The organism is Nonomuraea sp. PA05 (assembly GCF_008086045.1).
Taxonomy (GTDB): Bacteria; Actinomycetota; Actinomycetes; order Streptosporangiales; family Streptosporangiaceae; genus Nonomuraea; species Nonomuraea monospora.
Genome location: NZ_VSEY01000020.1, coordinates 50556 through 68455, shown reverse-complemented (window position 1 = coordinate 68455; position 17900 = coordinate 50556). Strand labels below are relative to the sequence as shown.

Genomic DNA, 17900 nt, shown 5'->3' with positions numbered 1-17900 from the left:
CATGACGACACTGCTCCAGCCCGGGCGAGTTTCGCCCATGCGAAAGGTCCCCGCCCACATCGAGCGGCCGGAGTACGTCGGCAAGAAGCGCCCCAGGACCGGCGAGTCCGACGTGAAGACCCCCGAGATCATCGAGCGGATGCGGGTGGCGGGCAGGATCGCCGGCCAGGCTCTTGAGGAGGTCGGCAAGCACGTCCGGCCGGGCGTCACCACCGACGAGCTCGACAGGATCGGCCACGAGTTCCTCCTCGACCACAACGCCTACCCCAGCACGCTCGGCTACAAGGGCTACCCGAAGTCGCTGTGCACCTCGCTCAACGAGGTCATCTGCCACGGCATCCCCGACGACACCGTGCTGCGCGACGGCGACATCATCAACGTCGACATCACCGCCTACATCGGCGGCGTCCACGGCGACACCGACGCGACGTTCCTGGTGGGCGAGGTCGACGAGGAGTCGCGGCTGCTGGTGGAGCGCACCCACGAGGCCACGATGCGGGCCATCAAGGCGGTCGCGCCCGGCCGCCAGCTCAACGTGGTGGGCCGCGTCATCGAGGCGTACGCCAAGCGCTTCGGGTACGGCGTGGTGCGCGACTTCACCGGCCACGGCATCGGCACGACCTTCCACTCCGGGCTCATGGTGCCGCACTACGACGACCCGTCGCTGCGGGTGGAGCTGGTGCCGGGCATGACGTTCACGATCGAGCCGATGCTGACGCTGGGCACGATCGAGTACGAGATCTGGGCCGACGGATGGACGGCCGTGACCAAGGACCGCAAGCGCACGGCCCAGTTCGAGCACACGATCCTGGTCACCGACTCGGGCAGCGAGATCCTCACCCTGCCATGAGCACCCTGGCGGCCGTCGCACCGTCGTCGTGCGACGGCCGTCCGGCTCAACGCCGCCTGGGTACCACCCCCGACACCGTGGTCCCCTCACCGTGCACGCTGTTCACCGACAGGGTGCCCCCCATCTCGGCGAAGGCGGCCCGCATTCTGGCGATGCCGCGCCCGGCCCCCGCCGCGGGAAAGCCCTGCCCGTTGTCGCTGACGGTCATCCGCAGCCCGCTCTTCCCGACCGTCACGGCGATCGACACGGCCCGGGCCCCGCTGTGCAGCTCGACGTTGGACAAGGCTTCGCCCATGGCGGTCATGACGCCGCTCGACACGCGGGCCGGCACGTCGGTCGCGGGCAGCGCCCACGTCTCGACCGTGATTCCCGTGCGCTCCGACCACTCGGCCAGACAGCTTTCGAGCGCCTCGGCCAGGCTCTGCCCCCCGCGCATCCGCGTCTCTTCCGACAATTGGTTCTCGCCTTCCTTGGCACCCGGGCGCGGCGCCGGTCCCCACTCCGGCGCCCCCAAGCTCGCGGTGCGCATCCCCCCTCAAGGCCTGCGCACGCTAGCTGACGAGGTTATGCCCGTCTCCCCTTCAAGAAAGGCTACCTGCCGGTCCAGAGACGTGTAGTCAGAAGGTAGAAGGCCATGTCCGATCGGCTACTCGCCCTTGTCTGCGCGGTTGAGACGGGCGAGGTAGTCGTTGTAGGAGTCAAGTTCGGGGTCCTTGCCGCCGGTGCGATCCGCCCTGCGGTCGGCGCGCTTGGCCTGCCTGTCGTCGTCCTTGTACCACTGCACGGCGATGGCCAGCAGCACGATCAGCGTGGGGATCTCGCCGAAACCCCACGCGATGGCGCCGCCGTCGCGCTGCGTCAGCAGCAGCGTGTCGCCCCAGGTGCGCCCGAGCTGCTCGTACCAGCCGGACGCGATCACGCCGCCCATCATCATCAGCGCGATGCCGAAGAAGGCGTGGAACGGCATGGTGACGAAGAGCATCAGCAGCCGCCCGACGTGCGGCAGCCGGTTCGGGCCCGGGTCCACGCCGATGATCACCCAGAAGAACAGGCAGCCGCTGAGCAGGAAGTGCAAGGTCATCCAGATGTGGCCGAGGTGCTCGTTCATCGCCGACTCGAACAGCGGCGTGAAGTACAGCGCGTACGTCGAGGCCACGAAGATGGCGGTGGCGACCACGGGATGCGTGACGACCTTGGTGAACCGGCTGTGCAGGATCGTGGTGATCCACTCCCGCGGCCCCCTGTCGCCCCTGCGGGCGGCGGGCTTGAGCGCGCGCAGCGCCAGCGTGACGGGCCCGCCGAGGACGAGGAAGATCGGCACCACCATGGACAGCGTCATGTGCTCGATCATGTGCACGTCGAACATGACCTTGGCGTACCTGGCCAGCCCGCTCTGCGTGCAGAACACCAGCAGCGCGACGCCGAGGAACCAGGCGGCGGTGCGGCTCCACGGCCACTTGTCGCCGCGCCGGCGCAGCCGCAGCACGCCCGCGCCGTAGAGCCCGGCCAGCACGGCCGCCACGACGGCGAAGAACAGGTCGAGCCACCACAGCGAGAAGACGTTGCCGATGGTGAGCGGCGGCGGCATGGGGAAGCCGAGCAGCTCGAACGCCCGGTCGGCGGGGATGCTGTACTCGGGCGGCGGGGTGCGCGACAGCGCCACGGCGATGCCGATGGTGGCGAACATGAGCACCGTCTCGCCGCCGGCCAGCCGGGTGAACGCGCGCGGCTTGCGCGCCTCCAGGTCGGCGAGGGTGCGCTGGCGGTGCCAGTAGCCGATGTAGCCGAGCAGCACGAACGCCACGATCTTGGCCACGGCGAGCAGGCCGTACTCGGAGGTCCACAGGTCGGAGATCGCGCCCAGCCGCGCGACCAGCGCGAAGACCCCGGACAGCCCCACCCCGGCGTAGCACCACAGCGCCATCCGGGAGAACCGCGCCGCCGCCACGTCGAGCTGCGGCTGCTTGCGCAGGGCGTGCAGGGCCAGCACGCCGAGCCCGCCCGTCCACAGCGCCAGCGAGAGCAGGTGCAGCGACACCGACGAGGTGGCCAGGTCGTGGTTGGGCGAGGAGGAGGTGTGCCCGGTCAGCGGCGCGGGCAGCAGCGTCACCATCGCGAACACCAGCAGCCCCGCCGCGGCCCCCGCGGTGATGGCGCCGCGTGAGAACAGCGCGATGGCCACGCCGAACAGCACCACCAGCGTCAGCGCGACGCCCTGCGTGGTCTGGGTGGCGTAGCTGGTCAGGAAGGCGCGGTCGAGGATCTGCGGCACCGTGCGGCCCATGGAGTCGGCGACGCCGAACACGATGGAAAGGAACGCCGCCCCCGCCCACACCAGGGCGGCCCACGAGCTGGCCTTGACGTACTCGACCGCGCTCTTGCCGAGCACGCCCTTGTCGTTGGGCAGCAGTGCGGCGGCCATCAGCAGCAGGCCCACGGTGATGACGCCGGAGGCGTCCATGAGCAGCTTGGACAGCGGCAGCCCCCACCGCACGACCGCGCCGGCGTCGGGCAGCCCGGGGATGATCCTGGGGAACGCCCTGCCTCCGGCGATCATGCCGATGGCCAGGGCGGCGATCGAGGCCACCGCGGCCACGATCGCGAGGCGCGCCGCCCGGGTCATGGCTGCTTCTTCCGTCCGCTCAGCAGGAACCCGATCCCGATGCCGACCAGCGCGCCGATGACGATGATCAGCCAGACGGGGAAGGTGGCGCCCTGCTCGGCCGCCGCCTGCTCGGTCGCCGCACCGGTGGCTGCGGCGGGCGCGGGCGCGCTCGTGGCGGGGGCAGCGGACGACGCGGCGGGCGAGGCGCTCGCGGCGCTCTCCTCAACCGCGGAGGGGGACGGGCTCGGCGTCTCAGCGCCCTTCACCCGGAACGGGATCTCTCCCTCGATGGGATGCCCGTCGGAGGACACGACCCGGTAGGCGATCGTGTACTTCCCATCGGGCAGCGGCCCCTTGACGGCCTGCGTCACCACGGCGCCGTCGACCTCGGGCTTGCCGCTCTGGTGCTGGGCGTCCGCCTCCCCCCGCACGATGACGAACGGCATGCGCACCTTGGCGCTGAACTCCAGCTTGACCTCGTCGAGGGACTTGACCTCGGCGTTCTTGGCCGGGGAGCTGCTCTTGAGCGTGTCGTGCGCCAGCGCGGGCGTGGCGGAGCCGAACACGAGCCCGAACCCGAACAGGGCGGCGGCGAGAATCGCGGTGAGGGCCGCGAGCGGGGATCTCTTCATGGCACCCCCAAGGCTACCGACGCCGCTGCCCGGTCCGGACGTCGCTCTACAAACCGGGCCCTACAATCCCGCGCAGGCCAGCGCCCGCCGGTAGGCGTCGACGGCGCCGTCGGCGTCGCCGAGCTGCTCCATGGTCTCGGCGGTGGCGTACCAGTGGGAGGCCGAGCGGCGGGTGTCGGGCAGCGGCGAGAGCCAGCTCTCCACGTCGGAGGCGAACCCACGGCCTTCTTCCGTGCGGCCGACGCTGCCGTAGACGCGGGCGAGCAGCAGGTTGGCCTCGGCCCCCAGCACGTGGCCGAACGTGGGCAGCATGCTCCTGCCGGCGCCGGCGTGCTCGGCGGCGCTGTCGAAGTCGTGGCTCATGTACTCGGCGCAGGCCAGTTCGAGGTAGAGGGTGGCCGCGTCGATCGTGCTGGTCGAGGTCTGCTCGAACTCGGTGATCGCCGCGCGCAGCGTCTCGCGGGCGCTCACCGGGTCCTGGAGGCCGGTCCTGAGCCGCGTGCGCGTGGCCTGGAGCCGCATCCGCGCGGTGTTGCGCGGCTTGCCGTGCTCCATCTGCACGGCAAGGGCCCGCTCGATGAAGGTCACCGCCTCGTCGGTGTGGCCGGTGACGCGCGCGATGATGGAGGCGTTCCAGTTGGCCGCCACGACGGAGCGCGGGGTGCCGAGCGCGTCGGCGGCGTTGAGCAGCTCGGCCGCGAACTGCCTGGCGCGCAGCATGTCGCCGCGCTCGTAGTAGGCCATGAGGAGGGTGGCGGCCAGCTCGACCAGCAGATCGTTCCAGGGCTGGCGGGCGTTGCCGCTCAGGAGCTGCTCGCCCACCTCGACGGCCTCGCTGAGCTGCTCGCTCTCGCGGTAGGCGCGGCACAGGGCCACCGCGACCTCGATGTTGCGCTCGGCGGGCAGCTCCTCCTCGCGGAGCTTGAGCATGATGGAGATCGCCTGGCCGAGATCGCCGGCGGCCTCGGTGGCGAGCGCCAGGCCGAACTCGGCTTCTTGACGAAGCGATGTCAAACCTGCCAAGTTACTGTTTTCCAGCAGCTCGGCGAAGCGGGTGCGGGCCTCGGCGACCTCGCCGTTCTCGAGTGCCAGCCGCGCGTAGCCGAGGGCCAGCTCGATGTCCTCCATCTGCTCGGCGGTGACACCGTTGATCAGATAGGACAGCGAGCAGTCGAGCTTGTTGGCCAGCAGCTCCAAGACCGCGGGGGTGGGGGTACGCTTACCGCTCTCGATCAACGAGACGTAGCTGTCCGACAGCTCGGGATGTGCCAGCTGCGCCTGCGACAGGCCGCGTTGCCGTCGAACCGTCTTGATGCGGAGTCCGACTAGGTCAGATGTGGTCACAGCTGCCGCTCCCTGAGAAGATGAAATCGAGCAAGTCACATAGGCGAGGGAGAGCCCCCATGCGCATGCGCATTGCCCTGTCAATCCTGGCTGTCGCGATTGGCACCGCGGTAGCCCTTGGAGGTAATGGTACGGCGGCGAGTGCCACGACGTCTTCCCTCTCGAGCTCCATCTCGAGCGCGACAGCGGAGATCGGCTGCTGCTGAACCGAGCAAGTGAAGTGGCTCGACGGGTACGAACCGCACTCCGTGCTCGTCACATCGGTGGTCTGGCAGGTAAGGGGTCTGTCGGGCCCCTGCCTGCCGTCCATGGAACGGCCTGAGTCGTTGATCAGTCTGAGCCCGCGTGAGCGGCCCCCGCACCTCGGCCCCCGCACTTCGGCTCACGTCACTCCCAGCCTAGACGCCGCGTCTACATTCCCTCTACATGAGGCGTCCGCTCTCTCTGGGCCGTGGCCATCCGGACTAAGCTCCCTACGTGGATCCGACTCGCGATCATGAACGTTCTCTGGCCGCCGGTCTGACCGTTGGCCTCCTGGGCCCCGTTCTCGGGGTGTTCCATGACGAGGAGACAGATCTGGGGCCGCCGCTCCAGCAGGCGATCGTGGCGATGCTCGCGATGCGTTCCAGCCGGGTCGTCACGTTGAGCCAGTTGATCGAGGGTCTGTGGGGTGACGCTCCCCCGCCCAGCGCCACGCAGAGCGTCTACACCTATGTCGCCGGGTTGCGCCGCACGTGCGAGCCGGATCGGCGCAGGCGCCAGCCGCCGAGCACGATCTCCCGGTCCTCGGGAGGTTACCTGCTGCGGCTCGACCCCCTCCAGGTCGACGCGCACGTCTTCACCGCCCGGCTGGACGCGGCGGCCAGGGACAGGAAGGCCGGGGACCTCGCCGGCGCCTTACGCGAGATCGACGAGGCGCTGGCCTTATGGCGCGGCCCCGCGCTGAGCGGGGTTCCCGGGCCCTTCGCGGAAGGTGAGCGCGCCCGGCTCGAACAGGCCCGGCTGATGGCCGTGGAGGCGCGGGCCGATGTCCTGCTGCGGCTCGACCGTTCCGAGGAGGCGCTCGCGGAGCTCTACGACCTGATCCACCACCATCCGCTCAGGGAGCGCCCGTACGAGCTGCTCATGCTGGCCCTGCACGGCTGCGGGCGCCAGGCCGAGGCGCTGACGGTCTTCGAACAGGCCAGGCAGGCGCTGTCGGAGGAGCTGGGCGTGGACCCCGGCGAGGGCCTGCGGCGGGCGCACGGCATCGTCCTGGCCGGGAGCGAGCGGCCCTCGGTCCCCGGCAAGGTGATCCCGCGCGAGCTTCCTGGGGATCTGATCGTCTTCGTGGGGCGCACGCGGGAGACGGTCCGCCTGAAGTCCCTGCTGGATCCCTGGGCTGACGAGCCTCCGCACCCGTTCGTCGTGATCTGCGGGCCGCCGGGGGTCGGCAAGTCGGCGCTGGCCGTCCGGGCCGCGCACATGGTGCGCGACCGGTTCCCCGACGGGCAGCTCTACGTCAACCTCCGCGGTGGCACGCCGAACGTGCCCAGGCCGTCCACCTACGACATCTTCAGCCGGCTGCTGCGCGGCATCGGCACGCCGGACAGCGCCGTGCCCGAGGACGAGGAGGAGGCGGCGGCCCTGTGGCGGAGCAGGCTGCAGGACGGGCGGCTGCTTCTCGTCCTGGACAACGCCGCCGATCTGGCCCAGGTCAAGCCGTTCATCGCGACGCCCAGGGGCACCGCGGTGCTGGTGACGAGCCGGGAGTCGCTGGCGGCCGGCGACGACTGCGTCCAGCTCCGGCTCGACCCCCTCTCCGACGCCGAAGCCACGGCCATGCTGTCCAAGCTGGTCGGGGCCGATCGCGTCGCCGCCGACCTCGGCCAGACCACCCGCCTCATCAGGCTCTGCGACGGTTTCCCGCTCGCGCTCCGGGTGGCCGGGGCCCGGTTGGTCGATCGTCCCGACTGGACCGTCGGCGCGCTGACGACGCGGCTCACCGATGAGCGGCGCCGGCTGCGGGAGCTGGAGGCGGGCGACCTGGCGGTGCGGTCGAGCCTGGCGGCGAGCTGGAACGCGCTCAGCGGCAGCAACCGCGAGATCGACGGGGAGGCGGCCCGCCTGCTGGCCCTGCTCGGCCTGCTGCACGTGCCCGACGTGACCGTGGAGGCGGCCACGGCGTTGTCCGGCACCTCGCCGTTCGACGTCGAACGAGCGCTCGACCGGCTCTGCGACGCCCACCTGCTGGAGGCGGGCGAGCCGGGCCGCTACCACCCGCACGATCTGGTCCGGCTCTTCTCCGCGGACCTGCTGCCCGCGGACGAGCGCAACGCGCCGCTCAAGCGGACGATCGGCTACTACGCCCAGTCCACCAGGGCCGCGGCGCGGACCAGCGATCCGCACCGGGTCCACTGCCTGTATCCGGAGCTCGACGCGCGGGGCCGCGGTTTCGGCGGCGCGCAGGAGGCGGGCGCCTGGCTCAGGAGGGAGGAGGCCACTCTGCTCGCCGCCGCCTTCCAGGCGATGGCCGATCCGGACGACGACATCGCGCGGGCCGGCGCGGGGATCGGGCTGGCCCTGTGGTGGTACCAGCAGGGCGCGTACCGGGTGGCGGGCATGGTCTCGCTGGGTGAGCGGCTGCTCGCGACGGGCACGCGTCTCGACGACCGGGTCATCACGATGGAGGCGCACGCCCACCTCGCCACGGGGCTGTACCTGAAGGGCGACTGGGCGGCGTCCATCGAGCACCATGAGGGGCACCTGCGCCTGGCGCGCCTGCTTGGCGACCGTTTCAACGAGCAGCGGGCGCGCGGCAACCTGGCCGGCACCCTGCTGAAGTGGGACCAGTGCGCGCAGGCGCTGGAGCACGCGCTGGCCCAGCGCGTGATCGCCCGCGAGATAGCGTCGGGGCCCGGAGAGCGCTTCGCCCTGCTCATGGTGGGGCGGGCCTGCATCGGCCTGGGGCGGCTGGAGGAGGCCTCGCGCGCGCTGGAGGAGGGCTCGGCGCTGGCCGAGCAGGCGGGCGATGCCCTGCGGCAGGCGGAGTTCGCGGTGGCGCAGGGGCACGTCCTGCTCGAACTGGGCCGGCACGACGCCGCTCTGGCCGTGCTCGCCGCCGCCCTTGAGCCGTCCCGCGCCACGTCCATGAAGATGACCGAGGTGAGCTGCCTGGTGCATCTGGCGCGTGCCTACCGGCTCGTCGGCCGGACCAGCGAGGCCATGCGGTACAGCATCGAGGCGCTCGTGCTGGCCGAGCGGATGGGCAGCGCGTACTGGCTGGAGCGGGCGGCGGGGGAGCGCGAGGCCGCGATGGGACAGCGGTCGGTCCACGCGTGAGGTCCGGCCTCAGCGCGGCGGTGCCGTGTCCCTGAGCGCCAGGAAGAAGTCCACCCGGTCGGCCATCGTCGACAGGTCCCGCCCTGTCAGCTCCTCGATCCTGCGCACCCGGTAGCGCACGGTGTTGACGTGCACGTGGAGCTGCTCGGCACAGGCGTTCCACGACCCGGCGCAGTCAAGGAAGATCCCGAGCGTGCGCACCAGCTCCGACTGGTGCCTGCGGTCGTAGTCGAGCAGCGGCGACAACAGCCGGGCGGCGAACGAGCGGCGGACGTCGCCCGGCACCGTCGCCAGCAGCAGCGCGTGCGTGTAGATCTCGTCGCTGGTCACCACCCCGCCGCCACGGGCCTCCGCCAGCCGCCTGGCGTGGCCGGCCTCCTCCACGCCGCCCTTGACGGCGGCGGCGCCCGTCAGCGCGCCGCTGAGCCCCGCGCACAGGCGGGTGTCGGGCAGCGCGGCGAGGACGGCGGCGCCGGCGCGCAGCCGGTCGGCCAGCTCGGCGGTGGTGCTCCGGCGCAGCGGGACGACGGCGACGGCACCGTCCGCGCCGGCCGCGGCGACGACCTCACGGCCCAGCAGCTCCTCGACGACCTGCCCGCCGAGGGTGGCGGGGTCGGGGCCGCGGGTGGCGCCCGGCCGGGGCGCGGTGATGTTCACGATCGCGTACGGCTCCGCCGCGTCCACCCCGCACGTCCGCAGCCGGGCGTTGAGCTCGGCCACGTCGGCCCCGCCGAGGGCGGCGACGACGAGCTGCTCGGTCAGGCGGCGCTCGACGCGGCGGCCCTCCTCCACGCGGCTGCGTTCGAGGCCGACGCAGGCGGCCAGCTCGTAGCCGAGGTCGGCGCGGTCCATGAGGTCGCCGTCGCAGGCCAGCGCCCAGCCGGCGGCGCGGTGGCCGCGCCCGACCGCGAAGAGCGTGTGCCCGCCGACCTTGACCGGCAGGCGCGGCGCGGTGAGGTAGGCCCTGGCCAGGCGTATCGGGTCGGCGGCCGTGCCGACGATCATCTCGCCGGAGGCGGTCACCACCGCTCCGGTGACGCCCAGCTCGGCGGCGGTCAGCTCGAACAGCTCGCGCAGGTCGGCGCCCTCGGCGATGGCGGCGACGAGCCTGCGGTGGCGGCCGAGCGCGTCGCGCACGTCGCCTGCCAGGCGGGGCACGACGGTCTCGGCCAGCGTGCGGAAGGAGACCTCGACCGGCACCTCGACCAGCGGCAGCCCGGCGTCGGCGCAGGCGGTCACCAGGTCGCCGGGGACGTGCCCGAGCCACGCCTGCCCGGCGCCGAGCGCGGCGACCCCCGCCTCGGCCAGCGCGGCCACGAACCGGGCGGAGTCGCCGGGCGCGTGCCACCACATCAGCCCGGTCAGCACCAGCTCGCCGCCGCTGAGGTAGCGGCCCGGCTCGGGCAGGTCGGTGATGTGCACGGTGCTGAACTCGCGGGCCGGGTCGCCGGTGAGCAGCCGCAGGCGCAGATCGTCGATGGTCAGCAGGTCGGAGATGCGCACCTGTAGGAATGTACAAGCCCAATGTTGCGAGCGATGACCTCGATTTGACGTCGCGCGGATAGGACGGGCCCCGGGCGCGGTGCTTCACTCGGAGAATGACGCAGACCTCTGATGCGCTCCTGCACGGTGTCGGGGAGAGCGCGCGCCGTCCGGACGCGACGCTCAAGGTGACCGGCGAGTTCGCCTACGCCTCCGACCTGTGGCTGGACGGCATGGTGTGGGGCGCGACGCTGCGCAGCCCGCACCCGTCGGCGTGGGTCCGCTCGATCGACGTGGCGCCCGCGCTGCGCATCCCCGGCGTGCGGGCCGTGCTGACGCACGAGGACGTGCCCGGCGAGAAGTACTACGGCCTGGAGCACAAGGACCAGCCGGTGCTGGCCATCGACCAGGTGCGCTACCAGGGCGAGCCGGTGGCGCTGGTGGCGGCCGACCATCCGGAGACGGCGCGCAGGGCGGCGGCGGCCATCGTCGTCGCGTACGAGCCCCGCCCGGCCATCACCGACCCGCGCGAGTCGCAGCACTTCGTGCGCCACCAGCCGGTACGCCGCGGCGACACGTTCGAGGCCGACGTCGTCGTGACGGGCGAGTACGAGGTCGGCATGCAGGACCAGGCCTTCCTCGGCCCCGAGTCCGGCCTGGCGGTGCCCGCCGAGGACGGCGGCGTGGACCTGTACATCGCCACCCAGTGGCTGCACGTGGACCGCGACCAGCTCGCGCCCTGCCTGGCCCTGCCGCCGGACAAGGTGCGCCTGACGCTGTCGGGCGTGGGCGGCGCGTTCGGCGCCCGCGAGGACCTGTCGATGCAGGTCCACGCCTGCATGCTGGCCCTGCGGCTGAACCGCCCCGTCAAGATCGTGTACGGCCGGGAGGAGTCGTTCTTCGGCCACGTGCACCGCCACCCGGCGCGGATGCGCTACGAGCACGGCGCGACCCGCGACGGCAGGCTGGTGTACGTCAAGGCCGACATCCTGCTCGACGGCGGCGCGTACTGCTCGTCCTCCCCCGCCGTGGTCGGCAACGCGGCGTCGCTGGGCGCGGGCCCGTACGAGGTGCCGAACGTGCGGGTGGACGCCACCGGCGTCTACACCAACAACCCGCCGTGCGGCGCGATGCGCGGCTTCGGCGCGGTGCAGGCGTGTTACGCCTACGAGACGCAGATGGACCGGCTGGCGGAGGCGTGCGGCCTGTCGCCGATCGAGATCCGGATGCGCAACGCCGTCTCCCAGGGCTCCCACCTGATCACCGGGCAGGTGATCGACTCTCCTGCGCCGCTGGCGGAGATGCTGCGCGACCTGGAGGCGATGCCGCTGCCCCCGGCCACCACGGACGGTGACCTGCGCGGGCTGCCCGGCGGCGTCTCGCAGACCACGCACGGCGAGTCGGTGCGGCGCGGCGTCGGCTACGGCGTGGGCATCAAGAACATCTGCTTCTCCGAGGGCTTCGACGACTACTCCACGGCCCGGGTGCGGGCGGAGCTGATCGGCGGCGAGCCGCACGTCACCGTGCACACCGCCGCCGCCGAGGTGGGGCAGGGCCTGGTGACCGTGCAGGCCCAGATCGCGCGTACCGAGCTGGGCATCGCGAACGTCACGGTGGCCACCGCCGACACCTCGGTCGGGTCGGCGGGCTCGTCGTCGGCCTCGCGGCAGTCGTACGTCACGGGCGGCGCGGTCAAGGCCGCCTGCGAGGCGGTGCGCAAGCGGTTCGAGGGGCTGACGCCCGGGGAGGCGCTGGAGCGGTTCGGGCCGATCGAGGAGACGCGCGAGTACCGGCACCGGCCGACGTACCCGATGGACCCGCTCACCGGCCAGGGCGACTCGCACACGCAGCTCGCGCTGTGCGTGCACCGGGCGGTCGTGGACGTGGACGTGGAGCTGGGCCTGGTGAAGGTGGTGGAGCTGGCGGCGGTGCAGGACGTCGGGCGGATACTGAACCCGCAGGCGCTGGAGGGCCAGATCCACGGCGGCTCGGCGCAGGGGCTGGGGCTGGCGTTGATGGAGGAGGTCCAGGTCCGCGACGGCCAGGTGCTGAACCCGTCGTTCACCGACTACCTCATCCCCACGATCCTGGACATGCCGCCCATGACGCTGAAGATCCTGGAGAACGCTGACCCGGCGGCCCCGTACGGGCTGCGCGGGGCGGGCGAGCCTCCGACGCTGTCCTCCACCCCGGCCATCGCCGCCGCCGTCAGAGCGGCTACGGGACTTCGGTTGACTCGCGTTCCGATTAGGCCGGAAGATATCGCCTTGTTCGACAAGGGCTAGACAAGGGGGCACCGCGATGACAACCGCACGCGAGGCGGCAGAGGCGGAGTTCAAGCGCTTCGACACCGACGGCGACGGCCGGCTGACCGCTGACGAGATCCGGCAGGCCAACGACGCGCTGGGCGGGCAGGGCGCGTCCGAGAGCGAGGTCGAGGCGTTCATCGCCTCGGCCGACAGCGACGGCGACGGCACGATCAAGCTGGAGGAGTTCGTCGCCCTGGTGGGCCACGGCCGCCACGAGAAGGCGTGATCTCGCCCACGGCGGGGTAGGCAACCCGGCATTCCCCCTGATCACGAGGGGGGAATGGCGGTGCTCGACAGATTCTTCGAGCTGACGGGGCGAGGCACCACCGCAGGCCGCGAGGTGCGTGGCGGTCTGACGACCTTCATGGCCATGGCCTACATCATCCTGCTCAACCCGATCATCCTGGCGGGGGCCAGGGACGTCACCGGCGCCCGGCTCTCGATCGCGGAGCTGACCACCTCCACGGCGCTGGCCGCGGCGATCTCCACGCTGCTCATGGCCTTCGTCGGCAACGCGCCGTTCGGGCTGGCCGCCGGGCTCGGCCTGAACGCGGTCGTCGCCTACCAGGCGGCCCCGCACATGACCTGGGCCCAGGCGATGGGCCTGGTCGTGCTGGAAGGCGCCGTGATCATCCTGCTGGCCGTGACCGGCCTGCGCACCCTGATCATGAACGCGATCCCGCTGGCGCTCAAGCACGCGATCAGCGTCGGGATCGGCCTGTTCATCGCGCTGATCGGCCTGGTGGACGCGGGCTTCGTCGCGCCGGGCTCGGGCACCCCCGTGCAACTCGGCGCGACCGGGCACCTCACGGGCTGGCCGGTCGCGGTCTTCTGCTTCGGCCTGCTCCTGATGATCCTCCTGTACGTGCGCCGCGTCCCCGCCGCCATCCTGATCAGCATCGCCGTGACGGCGGCGCTGGCCATCCTGGTCAACTCGGTCAACACCATCGACCCGGCGGCGTGGGGCGTGGTCGCGCCGCGCATGCCGGAGTCGCTGGTCGCGGCGCCGGACTTCGGGCTGGTCGGGCAGTTCGACCTGTTCGGCGGGTTCGTCACGGCGGGGGCGCTGACGGCCACCGTGGTGCTGTTCACGCTGGTGCTGTCGGGCTTCTTCGACGCCATGGGGACGATCATCGGCGTCAGCGACGAGGCCGGGCTGGTGGACGAGCAGGGCCGGGTGCCCAGGCTGGGCCGCATCCTGACCGTGGACGGCGTGGCCGGCATGGTGGGCGGCGGGGCCAGCGCCTCGGCGAACACCGTCTTCGTGGAGTCGGCGGCCGGTGTCGGGGAGGGCGCGCGCACCGGGCTCGCCAGCGTGGTGACCGGCGCGCTGCTGGGGCTGACGCTGCTGTTCACGCCGCTGGCGGCGGTGGTGCCCGCCGCCGCCGCGGCGCCCGCGCTGGTGCTGGTGGGGGCGCTGATGATGATGCAGAGCAGGAACGTGCCGTGGAACGACCTGGACCTGGCCGTGCCGGCGTTCCTGACGATCGCGCTGATGCCGTTCACGTACTCGATCACGAACGGCGTGGGCGCCGGCGTGATCGTCTACACGCTGATCAAGGCGGTCAGGGGGCGGTTCTCGGAGATCCCGTGGCTGCTGTGGGTGGTCTCGCTGGTCTTCCTGGCCTACTTCGGCATCGACTGGCTGGAGGAGCTGTTCGCCTAGCGGATGTCGCCGCTGTTGCAGGCGACATCGTTGTTGTCGACGTCGGTGTACCAGTTGTACTCCTCGTGCGTGCCCTTGTAGTAGGGCCCGTCGCCGGCCGCCACGGCCTCCTTGCAGCTCGTGTAGCGCTTGTCGACGCCGCCCCGGCCGTTGGTGGCGGGCGCGGTGCCGCCGGGCCGCGAGGTGCCCGTGGAGCCGGTCGTGCCAGTGGAACCGGTCGTGCCCGTGGAACCGGTCGTGCCGGTCGTGCCGGTCGGGCCGGTGCCGCCGGTCGGCTGGCCCGACGTGGCGGGGCCCGTGGGCTGCCCGGTCGGAGGGGTGGCGGGCTGGCCGGTCGGAGGGGTCGCGGTGCCGGCGCCGGGGCTGGCCGAGCTGCCCAGCAGGCGGGACACCAGCGCGTCGGCGTCCTCCTTGGTGAAGCCGGCGATGCTCACGCTGTCGCCGTCCATCGGCTGGGTAACGATGGGCGCGGCGATCACCGTCTTGGGCTGGTCGGCCTGTGCGGGCGCCAGCACGATCGCGATCTGCTGCTGCTCGGGCGCCAGCTCGTCGACCAGCCGCACCAGCTTCTCCTTGAACGCGGGCGCGACCGCGATGCGCACGGAATAGAGGCCGTCGTCCTCGCGCAGCGGCTCGATGCGCTGCACGGCCGCGACGGTGACTCCGTCCTCCAGCAGGTAGCAGGTGGTCTGCGCCGCGTCGAGCACGGCCGGGTCGCCGGGGCACGGCGCGACCTTGGTCTCCCTGACGGGCGCGAAGTGGATGGGCACCGACAGGTAGCGCGGCGGCGCGGCCCCTAACAGCGGCGTGTCAGGGCTTCTGGTCATGAGGACGGCGACCGTGCCGAGCACGCCTGCGACGAGCACGACGACCACCAGCGAGACGATCAGCACGATGGTGGTGAGTCTGCTGGCGGTCGGCTCCCCCGGGTCCGCGGGTGGCGGCTCTTCCGGCTTGTCCATCGATGACGATCCCATCCTGACGTTCGGGCTGCCGGTGAGCCTATCGAGGAGAAGGCACACCGGGGTAATCCGCCGGATAATCCTCACTCAACTGATAGACCGGGGGAAGAATGGAGGAGGAAACCCTGGATCCCCGGGAAGAGTGACGGCATGAAGATCGGTGTGCCGCGTGAGGTCAAGAACAGCGAGTACCGGGTGGCGCTGACCCCGGCGGGGGTGCACGAGCTGGCTCGCCACGGTCACCACGTCCTGGTCGAGCGCGACGCCGGAGCCGGCTCCGCGATCCCCGACGCCGACTTCGCCGCCGCGGGCGCCGTGCTGGTGCCCGCCGCCGACGAGCTGTGGGGCGAGGCCGACCTGGTGATGAAGGTCAAGGAGCCGGAGGCGGAGGAGTACCACCGGCTGCGCAAGGGGCTGGTGCTGTTCACGTACCTGCATCTGGCCGCCTCGCGGCCCTGCACGCGGGCGCTGCTGGAGTCGGGCTGCACCGCGGTCGCCTACGAGACGGTGCAGACGGCGAACGGTGCGCTGCCGCTGCTGGCGCCCATGTCGGAGGTGGCGGGCCGGCTGGCGCCGCAGGTGGGCGCCTACCACCTGATGCGCTCGGCGGGCGGCAGGGGCGTGCTCATGGGCGGGGTGTCGGGGGTGCGCGCGGCGCACGTGGTGGTGATCGGGGCCGGGGTCTCGGGCATGAACGCCGCCGCCATCGCCCTCGGCATGCAGGCCGAGGTGGTGCTGCTCGACATGAACATCGACAAGCTGCGCCGGGCCGACCTGATCTACCAGGGCCACTGCCAGACCGTCGCGTCCAACATGCTGGAGATCGAGCGCGCGGTGCTGGAGGCCGACCTGGTCATCGGCGCGGTGCTGGTGCCCGGCGCCAAGGCCCCAGAGCTGGTCAGCAACGACCTGGTCAGCCGCATGAAGCCGGGCTCGGTGCTGGTGGACATCTCGATCGACCAGGGCGGCTGCTTCGAGGACTCGCGGCCGACCACGCACGAGGAGCCGACGTACCGGGTGCATGACTCGGTCTTCTACTGCGTGGCCAACATGCCGGGCGCGGTGCCGCACACCTCCACGTTCGCGCTGACGAACGTGACGCTCCCGTACGCGCTGGCCATCGCCGACCTGGGCTGGCAGCGCGCGATGCGCGAGGACCCGGCGCTGGCGCTCGGCCTGAACACGCACGAGGGCCGCCTGACCAGCCGCCCCGTGGCCCAGGCGCACGGGCTGGAGTGGACGGCGCCCGGCGACGTGCTCGGCTGAACGGATTCCCCTGCGCCTCTGGGCATCCAGCATCCGAAGAGTTACCCTAAGTAGCGATCAGCTACTCACCGTAATGATCGGAGTGGTGATGTCCCTGCCGAGCTTCCGTGAGAGCGCGGAGCGCAACTTCGACGACCTGGACGCCGACAACGACGGCTTCCTCACCCGCCACGACTACCTGGCGCTCGCCCAGCAGCGGCTCCAGCGGGCCGGCGTCCGCCCCGACACACCCGCCGGAGAGGCCCTGGTCGACGCGTTCCTCAACGCCTGGGACACCCACGCCCGCGCGCTGGACACCGACCGCGACGGCGAGATCAGCAAGGAGGAGTACGTGCGCTCCTTCGAGATGCTGGTACGCACCGGCGCACTCGAAGCGGTGCTGGCGCCGATCTCCAAGGCCACCTTCACCGTGGCCGACCACGACGGCGACGGGCACATCAGCGCCGAGGAGTTCCGCTCGCTCTGGAGCCACCGGGACACCGGCCTCGCCACCGCCTTCACCGAGGCCGACAGCGACGGCGACGGGCGCATCTCGTTCGAGGAGTTCGCCAGGGCCCGCCACGGCCTGCTCATCAGCGGGGGCTGAGGAGCCAGGACACACGTCAGGGCCCGGCGGGGGCCGGGCCCTGACGTCCTCGCACCGCTGCTACTGCTGCTGCGATGGGCTGGCCGAGGGGGCCAGCGTCTCCATCGGCGCCTGCTGCTGGTTCGTGGGCTCCGGCGGCAGGGGGGCCTGGTCGGCCGTGGTGGTGATCGCGTCGTTGCCGCCACAGGTGGCGCCCGGCTCGGGCGTGTCAGGGCCGTTCTGGTAGCGCTTGATGAACGCCCCGAGCTTCGGGTCGGCCGGATCGGTCAGCTTGAGCTGGTGGTTCCAGGAGGACACCACGACCGGCGACGGCAGGTTGGGGAACGGGCTCATCAGCATGTAGTCCTGCTGCCCCGTGGAGGACGCGATCTCCTTCAGCTTGTCGACCTGCGCCTTGGGCAGGTCGGGCCGGTAGGTGATCCAGATCGCGCCGTGCTCCATCGAGTGCACCGCGTGCTCCGGGTGGATCGGCTTGTCGTAGATCGCGCACTGCTGCCAGTAGTTGTTGTGCTGGCCGCCCACCGGGGGCGTCTCCTTGTACGTCACGGCGTTCCAGACATGCTGGCTGCCTTCGTACTTCGCGCTGGTCACAGCGTCCAACGAGGTCTGCCTGGCCTGATTGACCAGGTAGAAGCCCACCACGCCGACGAGCACCACGATGATGAGCCCGCCCGTGCCCCACATCAGCAGTGCGGCGCGGCGTTGTTTGCGCTTCTGCTCGGCCCGCAGTTTCTGCAGGTTCTCGCGCCTCGCCTGCGCCTTCTCCTTCGTCATCGTTCCTCCATCGGCGTACCAACTCCGGGTCACCCTATGCCCTGCGGGCGTATGCGGAGAATAAGCGGGACATAAGCGTCCGATCACAGCCCTGCGAACCGGC

14 protein-coding genes are annotated in these 17900 nt (G+C 71.6%); 7 read left to right on the top strand and 7 right to left on the bottom strand.

Translation table 11 applies throughout. From position 1 onward, the window contains the following. Window position 1: 1 nt before the first annotated feature. Window positions 2-850: a type I methionyl aminopeptidase gene (gene map / locus FXF51_RS29505; RefSeq protein WP_148437956.1), complete on the top strand. Its 849-nt coding sequence runs from the start codon at window positions 2-4 to the stop codon at window positions 848-850. A 46-nt stretch (window positions 851-896) separates the two neighbouring features. On the opposite strand, the gene FXF51_RS29500 is transcribed toward map, so the two are convergent. The 4 genes from FXF51_RS29500 to FXF51_RS29485 form a co-directional block, all read right to left on the bottom strand. Further along, entirely contained in the window at window positions 897-1286 is a 390-nt protein-coding gene (locus FXF51_RS29500; protein WP_148437955.1) for a sensor histidine kinase, read from the bottom strand. Window positions 1287-1496: 210 nt separating this feature from the next. Continuing rightward, window positions 1497-3473, bottom strand: coding sequence for a cytochrome c oxidase assembly protein (locus FXF51_RS29495; protein ID WP_148437954.1), 1977 nt, complete (start codon window positions 3471-3473; stop codon window positions 1497-1499). Next, a complete protein-coding gene (locus FXF51_RS29490; RefSeq protein ID WP_148437953.1) occupies window positions 3470-4087 on the bottom strand; it encodes a copper resistance protein CopC in 618 nt (205 codons plus the stop codon). The genes FXF51_RS29495 and FXF51_RS29490 overlap by 4 nt, the downstream gene beginning before the upstream one ends. A gap of 60 nt (window positions 4088-4147) precedes the next feature. Further along, entirely contained in the window at window positions 4148-5431 is a 1284-nt protein-coding gene (locus tag FXF51_RS29485; RefSeq protein WP_148437952.1) for a helix-turn-helix domain-containing protein, read from the bottom strand. A 477-nt stretch (window positions 5432-5908) separates the two neighbouring features. On the opposite strand from FXF51_RS29485, the gene FXF51_RS29480 reads away from it, so the two are divergent. Further along, the gene (locus FXF51_RS29480) at window positions 5909-8752 is read left to right on the top strand and encodes an AfsR/SARP family transcriptional regulator (protein WP_148437951.1); all 2844 of its coding nucleotides are present in this window, start codon (window positions 5909-5911) and stop codon (window positions 8750-8752) included. A gap of 9 nt (window positions 8753-8761) precedes the next feature. On the opposite strand, the gene FXF51_RS29475 is transcribed toward FXF51_RS29480, so the two are convergent. Continuing rightward, window positions 8762-10255 carry a helix-turn-helix domain-containing protein gene (locus tag FXF51_RS29475; protein ID WP_148437950.1) on the bottom strand — a complete coding sequence of 498 codons (1494 nt, stop codon included), beginning with the start codon at window positions 10253-10255 and terminating at the stop codon, window positions 8762-8764. A gap of 95 nt (window positions 10256-10350) precedes the next feature. Between FXF51_RS29475 and FXF51_RS29470 the strand changes: the two genes are divergently transcribed. From FXF51_RS29470 to FXF51_RS29460, 3 genes are read left to right on the top strand one after another with little or no spacing between them, the layout of a single operon-like run. Further along, window positions 10351-12519, top strand: a complete 2169-nt coding sequence (locus FXF51_RS29470) for a molybdopterin cofactor-binding domain-containing protein (RefSeq protein ID WP_148437949.1) — start codon at window positions 10351-10353, stop codon at window positions 12517-12519. A gap of 16 nt (window positions 12520-12535) precedes the next feature. Then, complete coding sequence (locus FXF51_RS29465; RefSeq protein ID WP_148437948.1) at window positions 12536-12769, top strand: EF-hand domain-containing protein; 234 nt, start codon at window positions 12536-12538, stop codon at window positions 12767-12769. Window positions 12770-12823: 54 nt separating this feature from the next. Next, window positions 12824-14209 (top strand): NCS2 family permease, encoded by a 1386-nt coding sequence (locus tag FXF51_RS29460; RefSeq protein WP_148437947.1) that lies wholly within the window; start codon window positions 12824-12826, stop codon window positions 14207-14209. On the opposite strand, the gene FXF51_RS29455 is transcribed toward FXF51_RS29460, so the two are convergent. Further along, a complete protein-coding gene (locus FXF51_RS29455) occupies window positions 14206-15171 on the bottom strand; it encodes an excalibur calcium-binding domain-containing protein (protein ID WP_148437946.1) in 966 nt (321 codons plus the stop codon). The genes FXF51_RS29460 and FXF51_RS29455 overlap by 4 nt on opposite strands. Window positions 15172-15321: 150 nt before the next feature. On the opposite strand from FXF51_RS29455, the gene ald reads away from it, so the two are divergent. Continuing rightward, window positions 15322-16437 carry an alanine dehydrogenase gene (gene ald / locus FXF51_RS29450; RefSeq protein WP_148437945.1) on the top strand — a complete coding sequence of 372 codons (1116 nt, stop codon included), beginning with the start codon at window positions 15322-15324 and terminating at the stop codon, window positions 16435-16437. An 88-nt stretch (window positions 16438-16525) separates the two neighbouring features. After that, on the top strand, window positions 16526-17023 hold the full coding sequence (locus tag FXF51_RS29445) for an EF-hand domain-containing protein (protein ID WP_187414637.1): 498 nt from the start codon (window positions 16526-16528) through the stop codon (window positions 17021-17023). Between the two features lie 60 nt (window positions 17024-17083). On the opposite strand, the gene FXF51_RS29440 is transcribed toward FXF51_RS29445, so the two are convergent. Next, window positions 17084-17797 (bottom strand): DUF3105 domain-containing protein, encoded by a 714-nt coding sequence (locus FXF51_RS29440; protein ID WP_148437943.1) that lies wholly within the window; start codon window positions 17795-17797, stop codon window positions 17084-17086. Window positions 17798-17900: the final 103 nt, after the last annotated feature.